The sequence below is a fragment of the Pseudomonas sp. HP_12 genome (genome assembly GCF_055283955.1).
The window spans coordinates 107,577-126,582 of sequence record NZ_JBTOQG010000008.1 but is presented as its reverse complement, the minus strand read 5'-3'; the positions used below and the strand labels follow the sequence as shown (position 1 = coordinate 126,582).

Sequence of the window (19,006 nt, the reverse complement as noted above, 5' to 3'; positions counted from 1 at the left end):
CGGCCGGCCCTTGACTGGCCTTACAGGTGTCGCGCCCCAGGTTGATAAGCACTGTCGAGCTGAAATTTCATCACGGCGTGGACCCCATGTCCCCGCCGCACTCGCGTTTCATATCAAATTGAAATACCGAAGGCGGGATGGCGCCCCGTTACCCAGAATCCAGACTCGATGGGAAGGGTGTTCAGGAACGGTAACCTTCAATCTCCACCAGCCGTCGGCGTCGGCCACCACGGTACCGAGCTGCACGCCTACTCCTTGTTCACTCGGGGCGTCCAGGAGCTTCACTTCCAGGTTTGGATAGGACGTACCAGCAAAGGTCAGTTCTCGGTCGGAAGTCGTGCCGTGGTCCGGTATTTCGTCGCCGTTTGAGTCCTGGATGCTGGTAATGTCCGGATTGGTAGGGATGGGGTTGACGCTGAAGGTGCGCACCGCCGACTCAGCTTGATCGCCATACAGCGCTTTGGCCTTCATGGCGTGCGATGTAACAGCCAGCCCACTGATCCCGAACACCCACTCGCCGTTCGCGTCTACAACCGGGTTGCCTTGGGAGGTCGCGCCGTCAAACACTTCCAGGCCAAGGTTGGGTGCCGCAGTGCCACGCAGGGTCACGCTGGTGTCGGTTGTCGAACCGTTGTCGGGGATTTCCTTCCCTTTGGAATCCGTGACGCTGTCGATCTCGGGAGGGTCGAGCACCACCGGCTGACCGATGCTGAACACCAGCTTTTCGGAATAACTTTGATGTTCGCTGGCTGCACGCTTCACCCAGTACCAGACCTCGACAGTGCCACCGGCATTGCCCGAAATGTTTTCCACGTTAATGGTGAATGACACGTCTTTATTCACGGTACTTGGGGCGATCTCGATCGAGTCCCCCACGGGGCCGGCGATGCTACCCTTCCACAGGTAATGCACTTCGTCGCCGGTTGCCATGGCGGAGTAAGCCGGTACTGTGAGGGTTGTGGCGACGTAGGGTGGAACGATCGCGCCATTTTGCACCGCTGCAACCTCGGGCTTCGGCAGCTCGGTAACGGGCTTGCCGACTCTGAGCGTTGCAGCACGGGCGGATTCTCGTCGGGAAGCAACTTTGGACAGAATGAAATACAGCTGGAGGGTGCCGCCTTCAATGGCTTTAAGGTGCGTGCCTGACACGATGAAATCGATGGGTTTCTTGTCGTTGGCTTCGTCGCCGGAGATGGGGTGCGAACTCAGATCCGGGTCGTAGATGGAGCCGCCAAGCCGAGTGCCGATCCACTTCAGGATAAGTACATCGCCGCTCGCCATGCTGTTATCCCATGGGATCTGCACCGTCGTGTTGGCGAGCTCCGGATTGATCGCGCCCTGTTCGGCATCAAGGGCAACCGGCGCGGCCATGCGCACGGCCTCGCCAGTAACACTGATGAACGCCCCGTTGGACTTCGACTCGGTACTGTCCTGATGCAGCAAACGATAAGAGAAGACCGCCTGGGTCTGAGCCAGCTGTCGGACCACGGCGTTGGGGATCTGTATCTCGTACATATCCGGCAAGTCGTCGATAATGACTTCCGGCGCCTCATGGATTACCTGCTGGCCCTCGGCACTGGTGCCCGTCAGCCTCACCACGATCTTGTCGCCCAGGAGGAAGCTGTCCTTGACCTCCCCGAAACGCGAGAATGTCTGTTTGCCCATCGACGCGCGCAACTGTGCGGCCTGTTTCGGCGTTAATGATTTATAGAGTTGCCTCGTCATCTTGCGCTCATTGGACGCCCAGACCGCCACCGTTACCGGGCTGCTCCCCAACGTGTCCAGGTCCAGCACGTTATTGGTTGCTTCACGGACAATTGGCGAGGACAGCCGGGAGGTATCGGTATTAACGGTGATACGGATCTCGGCGGCCCAGTCCTCCGAGCGGTTATCGACGATGTCATAGACTTCATAGGTCACGGCCAGGCCGTTATCGTTTGAGTCTCCTGCCTCAAGAATGACTTCCTTCTTGACGGTGATCTCGATTGACTTATTCACTTGCTCGGCAGTGACCTGGTGGAGCACAAACTGCCCGCCCCAGGAAAGCTTGATGACGTCCCATTCAGCCATTTCAGGGTACGGCGCAATCGTGACCGGCACGCCCTTCTCGGCATCCTCCTTATCTACACCAAATTCAACGATCTCCGGCGGCATTGATAGTTTTAGTGCCGAATGCCCGGGGGTATCCCCGTCCTGATCTCTCCCACCCGGACGCTCGAGTTTGACCATTAGGTCGGTGGGGCCGGACCGCTCAACGTCCTGGCCCCGCCGCTTGACGTCGTACCACAGGGTGTAAATGCCGGTATCGAGGTGTCTGTCCTGGATAAACGCAGTCACCCGCTGGTTGACCTCTTCCTCCGTGATGGACTGCGAGGTGACCTCCACGGGCTGCCCAGGATTACTCTGAGGATTAGAGAGGAGCAACACCGACACGCTGTCGCCGGTACCCATGGTCGACCACGCCGGAATATAGAGCTGCAACCCTTGCGGAAAGTTATCCACCACGGCGCCGTGGTTGATGCCCCATAGCGTCTGGCCGGGTGCAGCGGGTGGCTCGAGGAGAGGGCCCACGCCACCGGGAATTTCCAGCTTGTCGAGGGCTTTGGTACCGCTGGAAGGGCGAGACGAATTGCGCGGCGCTGAGGTCATGGCGGTTGACTCCTGTCGGGAAATTTCCAGGAGTCATTGGGCGCCGGATTGAGGGAACTGACTACTGTCAGAAGTGACAGGTTGGGCTGCCTTTGGTCGGCTTTAACGCGTGCCAGAAAGGCAGCTGTCACAAACGTGGTCTGGCCCTCTGCGGGGTGCTATTTCCAGCTATGGATGGGCCATCCGGCGTTTTCTGCCGCTTCTCGCAGCGCCGGATCCGGGTTCACCGCGTGGGGGAAGTCCACCTTCTCCAGCAGTGGCAGATCATTGCGCGAATCCGAGTAGAAACTCGCGCCCTCCAGGTTTTCGCCTTCCTGATCCAGCCACGCCATCAGCCGTGTGATTTTGCCTTCGCGGTAGGTGAGCACGCCGCTGGTCTTGCCGGTGTAAACACCGTGGGCGACTTCCAGGTCGATGGCCAGCACTTCATCAACGCCGATGCGCTCGGCAATGGGCTTGACCAGATGCACGCCCGACGCCGAGATGATCAGAATGCGATCGCCCGCAGCGCGGTGCTCGGCAATGGCTTTGGTGGCATCGCTGAAAATGATCGGCTCGATGTAATCCTCGACCCAGGGCCCCACCAGAAAATCCACTTCCTCCGGCGTGCGCCCGACCATCGGGTCCAGGCTGAACGCCATGTAATCTTCCATGGCCAGTTCGCCCCTGCCGTAGGCGGCCATCAGTTCGTGGTCCTTCTTCATGAACCACTCGGGATCGACCCAGCCCAGCCGGCCCATCTGCTCGCTCCACAGGCTGGAACAGTCACCGTGGATCAGGGTTTCGTCCAGATCGAAAATTGCTAACGCCATTAAAGCTGTCCTCTTTATTCATGACATGCGCGATCTCGGAAGCGCGCGCTGCTGTCGGTATTACGCAGATCTCCGTAGGAGCTGCAGGAGGTTACGACGGTGGCGAACGCTGTGGGTCAGATGCACAGAGGTCGGCTGATCAAACGCGTTCGCCAGCAAGCCCGCTCCTACAGGGGTGGCGTCGAATTCATGCGACTTCACACAACGCTGACGCTTCGATGTGCAGGGTGACGCGCTGGCCGTTCGGGTGCAAGTCGCTGGCCGAGCGGTTGAGCACGTCGACAACCAGTTCCACGCCCCGGGCATCGACGCGATAGCGGATCACGTTGCCCAGTAGGCTGTGGCTGCGCACTTCGCCTTCCAGTGAACCGGTCAGGCTCAGTTGAATCGCTTCCGGGCGAATCGCCACGCGGCTGTTGATCGGGCGTTGCATCAGGCGGCTGGCGGCGTCGGCCTCCAACAGGTTGTAGTTGCCGATGAAGCCGGCGGCGAACGCATCGACCGGCGCGGTGTAGAGGGTTTCGGCGTCGCCGCTCTGCACGATTCGGCCCTGATTCATCAGGAAAATCCGGTCGGACATGGTCAGCGCTTCTTCCTGATCGTGGGTCACGAAAATCGTCGTCAGGCCCAGCTCCTGCTGAATCGCACGGATCTGCTCGCGCAGGTGCTTGCGGATGCGCGCATCGAGGGCCGACAGCGGTTCATCGAGCAGCAGCAGGCGAGGGCGAGTCACCAGGGAGCGCGCCAATGCGACGCGCTGACACTGCCCCCCCGACAGCTGATGGGGGTAGCGCGTGGCGAACTCGTTCAGCTCCACCAGCTTGAGCACCTCGGCCACGCGCTGCTTCATTTCATCGGTGCTGACTTTCTGCATGCGCAGGCCGAAGGCAACGTTCTGTTCCACGTTCATGTTGGGGAACAGCGCGTAGCTCTGGAACACCATGCCGATGCCGCGCTTCTGCGGCGACACCGGCACCAGGTCTTTGCCGTCGAGGAAGATGCTGCCGCTGGTCACCGACGTCAGCCCCGCGATGCAGCGCAGCAGGGTGGACTTGCCGCAACCGGACGGGCCGAGCAGGGTGACGAATTCGCCTTTTTGGATTTCGCAATTGATGTCGCTGAAGACCGCTGTGCTGCCGTAATTCTTCTGCAGGTTTTCGACACTGACGAAGCTCATATCAGTCTTTGTCCTTGTTCAGTCGGTTGGCCGCCCACGTCAGCAGCAGTACGAAAAAGAAGTAGGAAATCACCAGCGCGCTGTTGAAGTGACCGCTGCTGTTGCGCATGTTGTTGAGGTACACCTGCAGGGTTTCGTAGCGGGTGCCCACCAGCAGATTGGCGAACACGAATTCGCCGAACAGGAACGAGAACGACAGCAGCAGGGCGATCATCAAGCCCTTGCGCAGGTTCGGCAGCACCACCAGAAACGCGGCTTGAAAGGTATTGGCGCCAAGCAGTTGCGCGGCGTCCATCAGATCGACCAGGTTGATCGCTTGCAGGTTGTTGGTGATCGCCCGGTACATGAACGGCAATGCCACGGTGAAGTAGCAGCCGATCAGAATCCATGGCGTACCGACCATCGCCAGCGGCCCGGAGCCGTAGAGCTGCAACAGGCCTACCGACGACACCACCGGCGGCACCGCGAAGGGCAACAGGATGAGGATGTTCATCAGCGCGTCGAGCTTGGGGAAGTGGTAATGCACGACGAACAGCAGCGGCAGAATCAGCACCACGGACAGCGCCAGCGCGCCGACGCACACCAGCAGCGATTGGCCGAACGCGCGCAGAAAACGCGGATCGCTCCACAGCGCGACGTACCATTTGTAGGTCAGGCCGTCGGGCAGAATCGTTGCCGACCAACTGGTGGCGATCGAATACACAAAGGTGCCCAGCAGCGGCGCCAGCAGAATCAGAAACAGCAGGTACACCACGACGCGGTGGTAAAGCCCCGGCGGGCGGCGTTCAGCGCGAGACATGGTAGCTCCTCTTCAACAGCCACTGATGCACGACGGTCACCAGCGTCATCATCCCCACCAGAATCATCGCCAGGGCGCTGGCCATGTTCGGGTCCAGCGTGATGTCGCCCGCGACCATTGCCGCAATGCGGATCGGCAAGACGTTGAAATTGCCGGTGGTCAGCGCATACACCGTGGCGTAGGCGCCCAGCGCGTTGGCCAGCAGGATCACGAAGGTGCCGAGCAGTGCCGGGGTCAGCACCGGAATCCCGATGTGCCGCCAGAAATCCCAGCCGCTGGCCCCCAGCAGCGACGCCGATTCGCGCCAGTCTTCACGCAGTGCGTCGAACGCCGGGTAGAGCAGCAGCACGCCCAGGGGGATCTGGAAGTAGGTGTAAAGAATGATCAGGCCGGTTTTCGAGTACAGGTTGAAGTCATCGATGACCCCGGCCTGTTTGAGAATCAGCGTCAGCGCGCCGTTGAAGCCGAGCAGGATGATGAAGGCAAACGCCAGCGGCACCCCGGAAAAGTTACTGGTCATATTGGCAAAAGCGCTGACGAAATCCCTCAGCCGCGACGGCACCTTACGCAGCGAATAGCTGCCGAGAATCGCGATGACTATGCCGATCAGGCTCGACCAGAAGCTGATCTCCAGGCTGTACTGCATCGCCTGGCGGTAGAAGCGCGAATTGAAGGCCTTGATGAAGTTGTCGATGCCCCAGCCGGCGTCCGATTGCAGGCTGTTGATCGCCACCCAGGCCAGCGGCGCGATCTGAAACGCAATGAAGAAAACCGCAAACGGCACGAGGCACAACAGCCCCAGCCATTTGCCGCGGCTTTGTGAATTCACTTGAGCACCTCTCTGCACACAGGTTTGTCGTGGGGCACGCCGAGCAGTTCGCAGACGGTGCCGCAGATCTCGGTCTGTTTCGGTTGCGCATCGGGGTCAAGGCTGAAGGCGTCACCGAGCACGAACAGCGGGACCTCGCGTTCTTCCGGCAGCACGCCGTTGTGGGAGCGGTCGTTGTTCATGCCGTGGTCGGCGGTCACCAGCACTTGATAGCCCGCATCCAGCCAGCGCTGCAGGTACTCGGCGAGAATGATGTCGGCGGTACGCGCGCTGTTGCGGTACTGCGGGGTGTCGAGGCCGTGCTTGTGGCCGGCGTCGTCGATGTTCATCGGGTGGACGAACAGGAAGTGCGGCGCGTGGGCGGTTCGAAGATGCTCGGCGTCATCGAACAGGTGGGAATCAGGGTAGTGATCGACGTAGTAGAAGTGCCCGTGCTGAATCGGCAATTGGGCGTCGTCGGTGTGACGGTCGCGTGCGGCAATGAACGGGCTGCGGTTGTACAGCTCGCTGACCCAGTGGTACGCGGCAGCGGCGGTGGTCAGCCCGGCATCGGTGGCGTAATGGAACACGCTGCGCTGGGTGGAAAGCCGGGAAACCTGGTTGTGCACGATGCCGCTGTCGATGGGCGCAACGCCGGTCAGAATGCATTCATACAGCGGGCGCGACAGCGACGGCAGTTCGCATTCGAGTTTGTACAACGCCGCGCGGCCCGCATTTCGGTAGGCCAGCAAATGCCCCATCGCATGGTGCGCCACGCTGTAACTCAGGCCGTCCAGCAGGATGAGGATGACGTTGTGTTTCATGGCATCTCCGGAGGGGGGATCCCCAAACATTGCTGTAGGAGTGAGCTTGCTCGCAATCGCGGTATGCCTGCGACAGACAGGTTGACTCATACACCGAAATCGCGAGCAAGCTCACTCCTACAAGGGGCCTGCATCAGCAGTAAAGGATCACTGCATCTCGACGATGACTTGCTCGTTCCACAGTTGTGGCAGGGCTTTCGAGGTTTTTTCCCAGGCTGCCGCGTCTTTGATCGGCGTCACGTTCTTGTACTGCTCGTTAGGCAGCAGCTTGGCTTGCACGTCTGGCGGCAGCGTCAGGTGCTCGGCGCGGATCGGGCGTGCGTTGCCTTTGGCCAGGTTGATCTGGCCGGCGTCGCTGAAGATGTATTCACGGGCCAGCTTGGCGGCGTTCGGGTGCTTGGCGTATTTGTTGATGATCGTGGTGTAGCCCGAGATCACCGAGCCATCGGACGGGATCAGCACAACGTAGTCGTCAGGGTTGGACATCTTGGCCTTGTAGCTCAGACCGTTGAAGTCCCAGACCACGCCCACTTCCACTTCGCCTTTTTCCATCGACTGAATCGACGGGTTGTTGATGCCCAGGCGCTTTTGTTTGGCCAGTTCGGTGAACAACTGCAGGCCCGGCGCGAGGTTGGTTTCATCGCCTTTCATGGAGATCGCAGCGGCCAATACGCCGTTTGCAGCCTGGGCCGCAGTGCTGACATCACCGATGGTGACTTTGTATTTACCGTTCTTCAGGTCAGCCCACTTGGTCGGTACGTCCGAGCCGTGCAATAGCTTTTTGTTGACGATGAAAGCGATGGTGCCGGTGTAGGCCAGCGCCCAGTGACCGTCTTTGTCCTTGGCCCACTCCGGCACTTGCGCCCAGGTGCTCGGCTTGTAGGGCTGAGTGACACCCTTCGCGACAGCGATTGGGCCGAATGCGGCACCCACGTCGCCGATGTCGGCGCTGGCGTTATCTTTTTCCGCATCGAACTTGGCCACTTCCTGAGCCGAGCTCATGTCGGTGTCCATGTGCACCAGACCGTACTTGGCGGTCAGGTCGGTCCAGGTGCCTTTCCAGTTCGCCCAGTCATCGGGCATGCCCACGCTGTTGACCGCGCCTTCGGCCTTGGCGGCGGCTTCGAGTGTTTTCAGGTCGGTGTCGGCGGCCATGGCCGAAGTGCTCAGCGCGATGGCCGAACCCAGGAGTGATGCCAGCAAAAGGTGTTTCATTCGAAGCTCCTTTGTGCACTTCTCGACGGACTCATAGAAGTGTTCGTTGCGGATGGTTGGTCTAGGTCAGCAATACCTGAGCCAAGTTAGGCCAGTTACATGACGCTTTCGTGTCTGGACCGACTCTTGCTATGGCCAGCAACAGCCCGGGCGATCGCTGTGAAATGAGCGTAGACCATGCTCAACCGCTTGATCTAAAAGGCCCGGATGATTTCCTGAACGCTAGTCTTGCTGCCGCTCCTGGCTGGAATGTCACGCAACGGTCATCTAGGCTGCCTAGGCTCTGGAGCACCGAAACGGGCCATTCGGCGAGCGACACTGCCCTTAAATAGCGCTGGTCTAGTCCAGATAGGTAACGTAATGCGCGAAGAAATGCCCCGAGCGGTGACGACCATCTGCAACGCGCTGCAAGAGCAGATCGAACACGGCCTGTTGCCGCCGGGCAGCAAGTTGCCCGCTGAACGCAAATTGAGTGAGGTCTTCGACACGACGCGCATTACCTTGCGTGAAGCGCTGGTGCAGCTCGAAGCCCAAGGTTTGATCTACCGCGAGGAGCGCCGAGGCTGGTTCATTTCACCGCCGCGACTGGCCTATGACTTGATGCGCCGCAGCCACTTTCACGCGATGGTTCACGCCCAGGGCCGAGTGCCTGCCACCCAAGTGATTTCTGCGCGGCTGCAACCTGCATCGGCGGTGATTTGCGGGCTGCTGCAACTGCCGGCGCTGTCCAGCGTGATCCAGATCTGCCGCGCCCGCCGCATCGATGAACGGCTGGTGCTTTACGTCGAGCACTACCTCAACCCCGATTACTTCCCGCATATTCTCGATAAGGACCTGAACCAGTCGCTGACCGAGCTTTACGCCAGCGACTACGACATTCGCTACGGCCAGGTGCGTTTCGAGATGGTGCCCACGGCGTTGCCCGTGGAAGCGGCAGCGGCGTTGAAAGTGTCCATCGGCAGCCCGGGCCTGCGGATCGCCCGGGTCAACCACGATCAGCGTGGCCGGCTGATCGATTGCGATCTGGAGTATTGGCGCCACGACGCGATTCACGTGAGCGCGGTGGTCGCGGATATCTAGCCCGGCTTACACCGACGCATCGTCCTTTTTCTCGCGCACCTTATTCACACGCCCGCCACTGGTGCTGACCTGCACGTTCAGGCGCGGCGTCGCCAGGTCCATGCCGGCTTCATCCAGATAGCGCTTGAGCGACAGGTTGAACGCCCGGGACACTTCCCATTGCTTGATCGGCGCGGTCTTGAAGCGGGCGCGGAGGATGGCGTTGCCCGAGTCGAAACTCTCCACCCCCTGAATCTCCAGCGGCGACCAGATGTTGCGCCGTTGCAGCGGATCGGTACGCATTTTCTGGCCGACATCCCGGACCATCTTCAGCGCGTCGTCGATGTTCATGTTCGCCGGAATCGCGATGCGGAAGATCGCGTAACCGAACTCCCGCGAGTAGTTCTGGATGCTCTTGATCTCGCTGAACGGGATGGTGTGGACGATGCCGTCGATGTCACGCAGGCGCACGGTGCGGATGGTCAGGCCTTCCACCGTGCCCAGGTGACCGCCGACGTCCACGTAATCGTCGATGGCCAGGGAATCTTCGATGATGATGAACAGCCCGGTGATCAGATCCGCCACCAGCGACTGCGCGCCGAAACCGATGGCCAGGCCGATCACACCGGCACCGGCCAACAGCGGCGTCACGTTCATGCCCATGTTCGCCAACGCGACGATCAGCGCAATGATGAAAATCGTCACGAACAGCACGTTGCGGATCAGCGGCATCATGGTCTGCGCGCGGGTATTGGCCAGGCCTTTGCGCGAGCGGGTCAGGGCGTGGTGAATCGCCGTGTCCGCGAGAATCCAGATTAGCCAGGCAAACATGAGGGTCGCCGCCAGCCCGATCAGCCGGAGACTGATGTCGCGGCCGTCGCCCTCGGCGAAGCGGATCAGCGAGAGGCCCCAGACTCGTAGGCCCAGTTCGATGAACACCAGCCAGATGAGCAGGTGCGCGACCGTGTAAAAGAAGTTCTTCAGGCGGTCCGAATACAGCGCGTGACGCTTGTGGGCATGGCCAGGCTTGAGCGAATGGCGTTTCACCAGGCCGTTGATGACCATGCACAACACCAGCAGCACGGTGCAGATCAGGGCCTGACGCAAGGCGGTGCTGGTGTCGCCCGCCGAAAAGAAGGTGGCGAACAGGGAAACGCCCACCAGCACCAGCGCCGGCAAGTACCAGAACGTGCCGAGGACCTCGATGCTGTCGCTCAGGGCGCGACGTTTGAGACGACGCGACAGCGCCTGGTTGCGGATCAGATGCGCGATCGGGCGACGGAAGCGGATGATGAACAGGCCGGTGGACAGCGCAGCCATGACATTGGCCAGGGTCGCGGCGGTGTGCGCCAGGTGCACCCCAAGGCTGGCGACCAAACGCGGGTCGCTCAACGCCTCGCCGAACGCGGCAAAACTGCCGATCCACCACAACGGCCGAAACGCCTGATGGCGCAGGATGTACAGCGCCTGGTGGCGGTGCGGCCCGTCCAGCAGGGAAAACGCGATGACGCACACCGCCGAGAACAGCGTGCCGACCACCAGCGCGTAGGCGAGCACCATTGCCAGATCCCTACCCAGCGAGGGCGGCAGCGAGTAACTCAGGTAGATCGTGATCACCAGCGCCACCAGCCACGGGCCCAGCTTGCGTAGGGCGAAGCGCAGCATGTCCGACAGGCGGGGGTGCTGCGGAAGCTCGGCGGAAAGGCCGAAGCGCAGGCGCACCTTGTGGCCCAGCCAGATCAACGCCGCCGCCAGCAAACCCCAGATCGCCAGCACCACGGCAAAGCCCCAGATGATCGGCCACCACTGGCTGGCCGGCAGCATCAGCGCCATCAGCTCGTCCTCCGCCAGCGCCGCTTCGTCCCCCCAGCGGCTGAGCGGGCTGTCCGCGCCGGTGAACTGTTTTTCCAGCTCGGCGAACGAACTGCCGATCAGGCCCAGCACGCCCTGCTCCACGGTCGGCTGCGCCTTCTTGGTGGCGTCCCGCAACTTCTTCAGGTCATCGAGCAACTTGCTGCGCTGCTGATCGTTTTCCAGCGACGTGATCACCTCGTCCAGGGACTGCCCCAACGGCTCCTGGGCCTGAGGCTGCGTCTTGTCGCCGCCACTGAGCAGACTCGGCAGGCCGGCGGCATGGCTCAACGCAAACGGGAACAGCGCCAGCAGGCAAAGCAGGAACAGGCGGGGCAGAACGGAAAGGCGGGTGGGAGCGATCACCTGGAAACAAACCTCGAATAGACAGGCGCTTGGGGGGCGTGGTGGGGAACCGTGCCGGGACAAGCAGAGGCGGATGAGTTTACGAGGGGATGGGGGGTGTGGCGAGGGGGAATTGTGAAGTCCGGGATAGCGCGAGGTGCAGGCCGTTTCCATGACCTGTGAAGGACATGGATCGGCCTGCGCTCAATTGGCGAGATCAAGGCAACTCGGCGCTCGCATAAAACGCTGATAGCACTTTCACCAGATGCGCCAGGTCCTGGCTGCCCGCCAATTCACGGATCGAGTGCATGGCGAAGGTCGGCAGGCCGATGTCGACGGTGCGCACGCCCAGATGACCCGCTGTGATCGGGCCGATGGTCGAGCCGCAGGCCATGTCGCTGCGCACGACGAAGCTCTGCACCGGCACTTCTTCGGCCATGCACAAGTGGCGGAAGAAGCCGGCGGTTTCGCTGTTGGTGGCGTAGCGCTGGTTGCTGTTGACCTTGATCACCGGGCCGGCATTGAGTTTCGGGCCGTGGTTGGCGTCGTGCTTTTCAGCGTAGTTGGGGTGTATGCCGTGGGAATTGTCAGCGGAGATCAGCAGGGATTTCTGGATGGTGCGCACGTAATCGTCGCCTTCGGGCAACAGGCGTTGCAGCACTTGTTCCAGCATCGGGCCGTCGGCGCCGCACGCAGACGTCGAGCCGACTTCTTCGTGGTCGGTGCAGATCAGCAGGCAGGTTTCGTCGCCGTCGGCATTAAGCAACGCTTGTAGCCCGGCGAAGCAGGACAGCAGGTTGTCGAGTCGAGCGCCGGCGATGAAGTCACCGTTCAGGCCGATGACGGCGGCGCTTTGGGTGTCGTAGAAGCTGAGTTCGTAATCGAGGACGACGTCGGCGTTCAGGCCGTGTTCGCGGGCCAACTGGTCAGTCAGCAGGGCGCGGAAGTCGGGGCGTTCATCACCGGCGACCTGGGCCAGGATCGGCGGCAGTTCGGTCTGCGGGTTGATTGCCCAGCCTTCGTTGGCGGTGCGATTGAGGTGGATCGCGAGGTTGGGGATGATCGCAATGGGCAGTTTGAAGTCGATGAGCTGGCTTTCGACTTTGCCGTCGCGGCGGAAGGTGACGCGGCCGGCGAGGGAGAGGTCGCGGTCAAACCATGGCGCGAGCAAGGCGCCGCCGTAGACTTCGACGCCCAGTTGCCAGAAGCCCTGGCGTTGCAGTTCGGGTTGCGGTTTGACGCGCAGGCACGGGCTGTCGGTGTGGGCGCCCACGAGGCGGATGCCGCCGGTGAGGGGCGACAGTCGACCGAGTTTGAAGGCGACGATGGAGGAGTCGTTACGGGTGACGTAGTAGCGGCCGCCGGCTTCGGTGTACCAGGGCTCGCGTTCGTCGAGCCGCTGGTAGCCGGCGCCTTCGAGGCGTTGGACCAGGCTGGCGGTGGCATGAAAGGGGGTGGGGGAGGCCTTCAGGAAATCGATAAGGCCCTGATTCAACTCTTCGCGCATAGGTTACTCCAGGCAGCAATGGGCGGGAGTTTACAGGCCAAAAGGTGTTTTGATCGAGATCAAGATCAAGATCAAGATCCTTAAGATCAAGAGCGTCTGTCTGGGGACAGACTGTTTCGCCTTCGGCGAGTTACTTGGAAAAGCACCCCAAGTAACCAAGGGTGCTTGCTCCTGGTTGGGCCCGACTTCGTCGGGTTCCTTCACTCCGGTCCCGCTCCGTGGGCCCGCGCCGAACGGACATCCATGTCCTGACGGCGCTCTCGCCGCATCCATGCGGCTCGGCCCACTGCGCGAGACCTGCGTTCAGCCTGCACCCAAGTCGCGATTGATGTCGTCTGGGACTCTTGTGTTTGAAGATCAAGATCAAGATCAAAAGCTTCCCGGCTGAAGCCGGTCCTACGGGGTACGCAGTGTGCTTCTTGTGGGACCGGCTTTAGCCGGGAAGAGGCCCGTCTGGGCGCTGACAGCTCGACAGACCGAACTCCCTCCCTGTGAGCGAGCTTGCTCGCGAATGCTGTTGCTGTGCTTTTGATCTTCCTACACAAAAAGTCCAGACACCGCAAAACGCGACTTTGGTGCAGGCCGAGCGCAGGCGATGCGGAGTGGGTCGAGCCGCATGGATGCGGCGAGAGCGCCGTCAGGACATGGATGTCCGTTCGGCGCGGGCCCACGGAGCATCGTCGGAGTGAGGGAATCCCGACGGAGGAGGGACCCAACCGAGAGCAGGCACCCTTGGTTACTTGGGGTGCTTTTCCAAGTAACTCGCCGAAGGCGAAACGCTCTGCCGTTAGGCAGAGCCACAACAACGATCAAAACGGCGCCGGGCACTCAAACCGAACCCGCTCGCCCGTCCCCGGATGGGTAAACGCCAACATGCTCGCATGCAGACACAACCGCGGATAGGCCGCCAGCGCCTCCGGATGGGCATACAAACCATCGCCCAGCAACGGATGCCCGATCGACAACATATGCACCCGCAACTGATGCGACCGCCCCGTAATTGGCGTCAGCTCGACCCGACAGTGGGTGTCATACCGCTCCAGCACCTTCCAGAACGTCAACGCATGCTTGCCCAACTCATGATCCACCACATGACGCGGCTTGGTTGGCGGGTCGTAACGCAACGGCAGATCGATACTGCCGCTGTCCAGGTCAGGCTGACCCCACGCCAACGCCGTGTAAGCCTTCTCCGTCTCGCGGTCATGAAACTGCCGGGACAACTCACGGTGGGTGTCCGCGTCACGGGCCAGCAAAATGATCCCGGAGGTTTCCCAGTCCAGCCGATGGACAATTCGCGCCTCGGGGTAGCCGTTTTCCTGCAGGCGGGTAATCAGACAGTCCTTGTTATCGTCAGCGCGACCAGGGACCGAAAGCAGCAGGGTGGGCTTGTTCACCACCAGGACGGCGTCGTCCTGATGGAGGATATGAACGTTGGACAGCGGCATTGAACAGCCTCATAGCTCAAACGGGCGCAACGCGATCGCAGCAGCCATCGCGGCGCAGAAAACAGGTCTTCAATAACGCCAACGGCGGCGCGCTTGCCTGACTCCTTAAAGGGATTCAGGCAACCGGGCCGCCGTGGCGACTGCCGTTTCGATCAACGATCAGGCAGGGTGATGTTCAGTTCCAGAATCGAGCAGCTGCCGTCGTTTTCAAGGGCGACATGCACGTCATCGTTGCCGATATTGACGTACTTGCGGATCACCTCGACCAACTCCTTCTGCAAGGCGGGCAGGTAATCCGGGGTGCTGCGTTGGCCGCGTTCATGCGCCACGATGATCTGTAGACGCTCTTTCGCTACCGACGCGGTGCTGGGCTTTTTGTTGGCACGAAAGAAGTCAAAAATGCTCATCAGTTACCCCCGAACAGGCGTTCGAAAAATCCTTTTTTCTGTACGTCCAGGAAGCGGTGCTCACGGTCCTTGCCCAACAGACGGTCAACGGCATCGCTGTACGCCTGGCCAGCGTCGCTCTGATCATCAAGGATGACCGGCACGCCCTGGTTGGACGCCTTGAGTACGGCCTGGGATTCCGGAATCACGCCCAGCAGAGTCACCGCGAGGATTTCCTTGACGTCTTCGACGCCCAGCATCTCGCCCTTGCTCACGCGCTCAGGGTTGTAACGGGTCAGGAGCAAGTGCTCCTTGATCGGGTCTTCGCCACGCTCGGCGCGGCGGGACTTGCTGGCCAGCAGGCCCAGCATGCGGTCCGAGTCACGGACCGAAGACACTTCAGGGTTGGTCACGACGATGGCTTCGTCGGCGAAATACATCGCCAGGTGAGCGCCCGTTTCGATACCGGCAGGGGAGTCGCAGACGACGTACTCGAAGGTTTCCTTGAGTTCCATCAGGACTTTTTCCACGCCCTCTTTGGTCAGCGCATCCTTGTCACGGGTCTGGCTAGCAGCGAGGACGTAAAGACCTTCGATCTTCTTGTCCTTGATCAGCGCCTGCTGCAGGTTGGCTTCGCCGTTGACTACGTTGACGAAGTCATAAACGACGCGACGCTCGCAACCCATGATCAGGTCGAGGTTACGCAGGCCGACGTCGAAGTCGACGATAACTGTTTTGTGGCCGCGCAGTGCGAGACCGGTACCGATGGCGGCGCTGGTGGTGGTCTTGCCCACACCACCCTTGCCGGATGTAACCACGAGAATCTTGGCCAAGGTGTATCACCCCTAGAGGAAAAGGACGTTGAGTCCCTGAAGAGCCCCTCATGACGGCGCAACTAAAGCGGGCGAGGGCGGTGATCGGAACCCGTGAAGGAATTCCTGTTCGGGCGAACAAAAAAATATCCCGAACGTCCCGGTGCCTTCGCGTCGTTTTCGCGACGAATCAGAGTGGCTTAAAAATGGCGCAGTATCCGTTAAAGACGGGTGATGTTCAACACGTCGCCGGACAGACTGATCTGCACACCGGCACCCCATAGCGGATCCCGGCGCAGGTCTTCGGACACCTTGTACTGGCCGGCGATCGAGATCAGTTCGGCGACCATTTGCTGGCAGAAAATCCGTGCCTTGGTATCGCCCTTGATCCCCGCCAGCGCGCGGCCGCGCATCGGGCCGTACACGTGAATATTGCCGTCGGCGAGCAGTTCGGCGCCGGGGCTGACCGAGGAAATCACCACCAGATCCGAGCCCTGGGCATAGATCTGCTGACCGCCGCGCACGGGGGCGGTGATGATCTTGGTCGGTTTGATCAGCGGCTCGGGCGGCTTTTCGATGATTTCCGGCTTCTTTTTGACTTCGCCTTCCGTCGGATCAAGCGGTCGCTCGCGCGCGCCCGAAGGCGGCAGCACCGGCAGGTCGATGGAAATGGCGGCGGCGATGTCTTCGATGCGGTTGGCCCGAATGGCCAGTGTGCGCAGACCGTGCTGGCGGCAGATGCGCATCATCGCCGGCAGGTCGATCGCGCCTTCATCCGGCGGCAGTTTGTCGAGGGCCAGCACCAGCGGTGTATTGCTGAAGAAGTTCGGCGCCTGGGCGACTTTTGCCGCCAGTTGACGATCCAGCGCTTCGAGGTTGTTGCGGGCCAGTTCCAGCACAGTGATGGCCAGCATGCTGCCCTTCAGCTGGAACACGGGGTCCTTGTCTTGCAATTCGATTTGGCTCATGTCGGCATACAGCGGCTTGTCGCTAAAAGTGCCGAGACTTATAACGATAACGCCCGCCAGCCGCAAGGGAGGCGCAACCGACGGCGGCACGATCCGCGTGAACCGATGTAGAATGCCCGCCTTTGTCCTGACGGAAGCTGTAATGGATCGCCCGCGTTTTCGAGCTCATTTTCTTCATCCCCGCTTCTGGCTGCTGTGGCTGGGGCTGGGCTTGCTCTGGCTGATCGTGCAGTTGCCGTTTCGCGTGTTACTGGTGATTGGCCGGGCGTTGGGCTGGGTCATGTATTACCAGGCAACCGATCGGCGGGTGATTGCCGCGCGCAACCTCGAGCTGTGTTTCCCCCAGTATTCAAAGGCCGAGCGCAAACGCCTGCTGAAAGAAAACTTCGCCTCCACCGGCATCGCGTTTTTTGAAATGGCCATGAGCTGGTGGTGGAGCAAGCCCCGTCTCGCGCGGTTGGCGCACATCCAAGGCCTTCATCATTTAAAGCAGGCGCAGCTGGACGGCCACGGCGTGATCCTCATGGCGCTGCACTTCACCACCCTGGAAATCGGCGCGGCCCTGCTGGGTCAGCAGCACACCATTGACGGCATGTACCGCGAGCACAAGAACGCGCTCTTTGATTACATTCAGCGACGCGGCCGCGAGCGCCACAACATGGATTCCATCGCCGTCGAGCGCGAAGACGTGCGCGGCATGATCAAGCAACTGCGCAAGGGCCGGGCGATCTGGTATGCGCCGGATCAGGACTACGGCGCCAAGCAGAGCATCTTCGTGCCGCTGTTCGGCATTCAGGCCGCCACCGTGCCGGCCACCAGCAAATTCGCCAAGCTCGGCCACGCGCTGGTCGTGCCGTTCACTCAGGAGCGTCTGGCCGATGGCAGTGGCTACAAGCTGGTGATCCATCCGCCTCTGAGCGATTTTCCGGGGGAGAGCGACGAGGCCGACTGCATTCGCATCAATCAATGGGTCGAGCGCGCCGTCACCGCATGCCCCGAGCAGTATCTGTGGGCGCACCGGCGTTTCAAGAGTCGGCCGCCGGGCGAGCCGAAGCTGTACAAGAAGCGTGGCTGAAACCAAGAGCTGAGACCCCATGACGACAAGCGCCACAGAACAACACGCGGTGCGCAACGCCTCAGCCTTGGCTCCCGGCGTCGAGCCAGTGACCGGGCTGATCCTGTCCGGCGGCGGCGCTCGTGCGGCGTATCAAGTGGGCGTGCTGGCGGGCATCGCCGACCTGCTGCCGGTCGGCGCCAAGAATCCTTTTCCGGTGATCGTCGGCACTTCCGCCGGGGCGATCAACGCGGTAAAGCTGGCCAGCGGCGCTGCGCAATTTCGTACGGCAATTCACGAACTCACTGAGTTTTGGCAGGGCTTTCGCAGCCATCAAGTGTTGCGCAGTGACTGGCCCGGCGTCGTTCGGCAGGCGGCGCGGTTCTTCGGTCGCAGCCTGCTGGGCATCGGTCGCCAACAGGTGCCGGTGGCGCTGCTCAACAGCTCACCGCTGAAGGATCTGCTGACCGCACGTCTCAACCTCGACGGCATTGACGAAGCCATCGAAGCAAAGCATCTGCGCGCAGTGGCGATCACCGCATTCGGTTACGAGTCGGGGCAGGCGGTTACGTTTTATCAGGGCAAGGGCACGATCGAATCCTGGCTGCGGCATCGCCGGATCGGCCTGCCGACGCGCTTGACCATTGACCATCTGCTGGCCAGCTCCGCAATTCCGTTGCTGTTCGCGCCGGTGAAACTGGGGCAGGAATATTTTGGTGACGGCGCGGTGCGGCAGTCGGCGCCGATCAGTCCGGCGCTGCACCTGGGGGCCAACCGCGTGCTGGTGGTGGGCGTCAGCGGCAACCCCCGTGGCCCCGGCGCGAACCCGCCCGTGCCGCGAGCGGTCCGTGGCGTGCAACCGAGCCTCGCGCAGATCGGCGGGCACATGCTCAACAGTACGTTCATTGACAGCCTGGAGAGTGACATTGAATTGCTGGAACGGCTGAATCTGGTCAGCCGCATGCTGCCCGGGCCCGACGTGCCCAGGCCGCAGTCGTCAGACTCGACGCCCATTCAGTCCTTGGCGCCGGTCGAAGTGCTGGTGATTTCGCCCAGCCAGCCCATCGATGAAATCGCCGCCCGTCATCGCCGCGAATTGCCCCCGGCGCTGCGCACGTTTCTGCGCGGCCCGGGTGCGACCAAGACCAGCGGGGCTGGGGTGCTGAGCTATCTGTTGTTCGAATCGGGTTATTGCAGTGAACTCATCGAGCTGGGCCGCCGCGACGCGATGGCCCAGAAGGATGAGTTGATGCGGTTCCTGCGTTCGGAGTAGTTGCTCTGCTGAATGCCGGGTC

Annotated in this window: 16 protein-coding genes; 3 read left to right on the top strand and 13 right to left on the bottom strand. The window is 61.3% G+C overall.

Annotation, left to right across the window (positions count from 1 at the left end; all coding sequences use genetic code 11):
* Positions 1–108 precede the first annotated feature (108 nt).
* The 7 genes from ACYASU_RS08225 to ACYASU_RS08195 all read right to left on the bottom strand — a co-directional run bounded on the left by ACYASU_RS08225 (position 109) and on the right by ACYASU_RS08195 (position 8,284).
* Positions 109–2,649: a hypothetical protein gene (locus ACYASU_RS08225; protein ID WP_463582491.1), complete on the bottom strand. Its 2,541-nt coding sequence runs from the start codon at positions 2,647–2,649 to the stop codon at positions 109–111.
* Positions 2,650–2,807: 158 nt separating this feature from the next.
* A complete protein-coding gene (locus tag ACYASU_RS08220; RefSeq protein ID WP_463582490.1) occupies positions 2,808–3,461 on the bottom strand; it encodes an HAD family hydrolase in 654 nt (217 codons plus the stop codon).
* Between the two features lie 187 nt (positions 3,462–3,648).
* Positions 3,649–4,638, bottom strand: a complete 990-nt coding sequence (locus ACYASU_RS08215; RefSeq protein ID WP_463582489.1) for an ABC transporter ATP-binding protein — start codon at positions 4,636–4,638, stop codon at positions 3,649–3,651.
* Between the two features lies 1 nt (position 4,639).
* Positions 4,640–5,437, bottom strand: coding sequence for an ABC transporter permease (locus tag ACYASU_RS08210; RefSeq protein WP_065986852.1), 798 nt, complete (start codon positions 5,435–5,437; stop codon positions 4,640–4,642).
* Positions 5,424–6,266 (bottom strand): ABC transporter permease, encoded by an 843-nt coding sequence (locus ACYASU_RS08205; protein WP_463582488.1) that lies wholly within the window; start codon positions 6,264–6,266, stop codon positions 5,424–5,426. The genes ACYASU_RS08210 and ACYASU_RS08205 overlap by 14 nt, the downstream gene beginning before the upstream one ends.
* The gene (locus ACYASU_RS08200; RefSeq protein WP_463582487.1) at positions 6,263–7,069 is read right to left on the bottom strand and encodes an alkaline phosphatase family protein; all 807 of its coding nucleotides are present in this window, start codon (positions 7,067–7,069) and stop codon (positions 6,263–6,265) included. The genes ACYASU_RS08205 and ACYASU_RS08200 overlap by 4 nt, the downstream gene beginning before the upstream one ends.
* Positions 7,070–7,216: 147 nt before the next feature.
* Complete coding sequence (locus ACYASU_RS08195; RefSeq protein WP_282373132.1) at positions 7,217–8,284, bottom strand: ABC transporter substrate-binding protein; 1,068 nt, start codon at positions 8,282–8,284, stop codon at positions 7,217–7,219.
* 360 nt (positions 8,285–8,644) lie between these two features.
* Between ACYASU_RS08195 and ACYASU_RS08190 the strand changes: the two genes are divergently transcribed.
* The gene (locus ACYASU_RS08190) at positions 8,645–9,364 is read left to right on the top strand and encodes a UTRA domain-containing protein (protein WP_463582486.1); all 720 of its coding nucleotides are present in this window, start codon (positions 8,645–8,647) and stop codon (positions 9,362–9,364) included.
* A 6-nt stretch (positions 9,365–9,370) separates the two neighbouring features.
* Here the strand turns inward: ACYASU_RS08190 and ACYASU_RS08185 are convergent, their stop codons facing one another.
* From ACYASU_RS08185 to minC, 6 genes are all read right to left on the bottom strand, one after another.
* On the bottom strand, positions 9,371–11,560 hold the full coding sequence (locus tag ACYASU_RS08185) for a mechanosensitive ion channel domain-containing protein (protein WP_423572713.1): 2,190 nt from the start codon (positions 11,558–11,560) through the stop codon (positions 9,371–9,373).
* Between the two features lie 196 nt (positions 11,561–11,756).
* Positions 11,757–13,046 carry a M18 family aminopeptidase gene (locus ACYASU_RS08180; RefSeq protein WP_074890571.1) on the bottom strand — a complete coding sequence of 430 codons (1,290 nt, stop codon included), beginning with the start codon at positions 13,044–13,046 and terminating at the stop codon, positions 11,757–11,759.
* An 809-nt stretch (positions 13,047–13,855) separates the two neighbouring features.
* Positions 13,856–14,491 carry a pseudouridine synthase gene (locus tag ACYASU_RS08175; RefSeq protein WP_122623099.1) on the bottom strand — a complete coding sequence of 212 codons (636 nt, stop codon included), beginning with the start codon at positions 14,489–14,491 and terminating at the stop codon, positions 13,856–13,858.
* A gap of 152 nt (positions 14,492–14,643) precedes the next feature.
* Entirely contained in the window at positions 14,644–14,898 is a 255-nt protein-coding gene (gene minE, locus ACYASU_RS08170; RefSeq protein ID WP_037013831.1) for a cell division topological specificity factor MinE, read from the bottom strand.
* A complete protein-coding gene (gene minD, locus ACYASU_RS08165) occupies positions 14,898–15,710 on the bottom strand; it encodes a septum site-determining protein MinD (protein ID WP_037013830.1) in 813 nt (270 codons plus the stop codon). Before minD ends, minE begins: the two co-directional genes overlap by 1 nt.
* 200 nt (positions 15,711–15,910) lie before the next feature.
* Complete coding sequence (gene minC / locus ACYASU_RS08160; protein WP_074890214.1) at positions 15,911–16,657, bottom strand: septum site-determining protein MinC; 747 nt, start codon at positions 16,655–16,657, stop codon at positions 15,911–15,913.
* 142 nt (positions 16,658–16,799) lie between these two features.
* On the opposite strand from minC, the gene ACYASU_RS08155 reads away from it, so the two are divergent.
* Together ACYASU_RS08155 and ACYASU_RS08150 are read left to right on the top strand one after the other, a co-directional pair.
* On the top strand, positions 16,800–17,732 hold the full coding sequence (locus ACYASU_RS08155; protein WP_463582485.1) for a lipid A biosynthesis lauroyl acyltransferase: 933 nt from the start codon (positions 16,800–16,802) through the stop codon (positions 17,730–17,732).
* 19 nt (positions 17,733–17,751) lie between these two features.
* Positions 17,752–18,984, top strand: coding sequence for a patatin-like phospholipase family protein (locus ACYASU_RS08150; protein ID WP_282373114.1), 1,233 nt, complete (start codon positions 17,752–17,754; stop codon positions 18,982–18,984).
* Positions 18,985–19,006 lie beyond the last annotated feature (22 nt).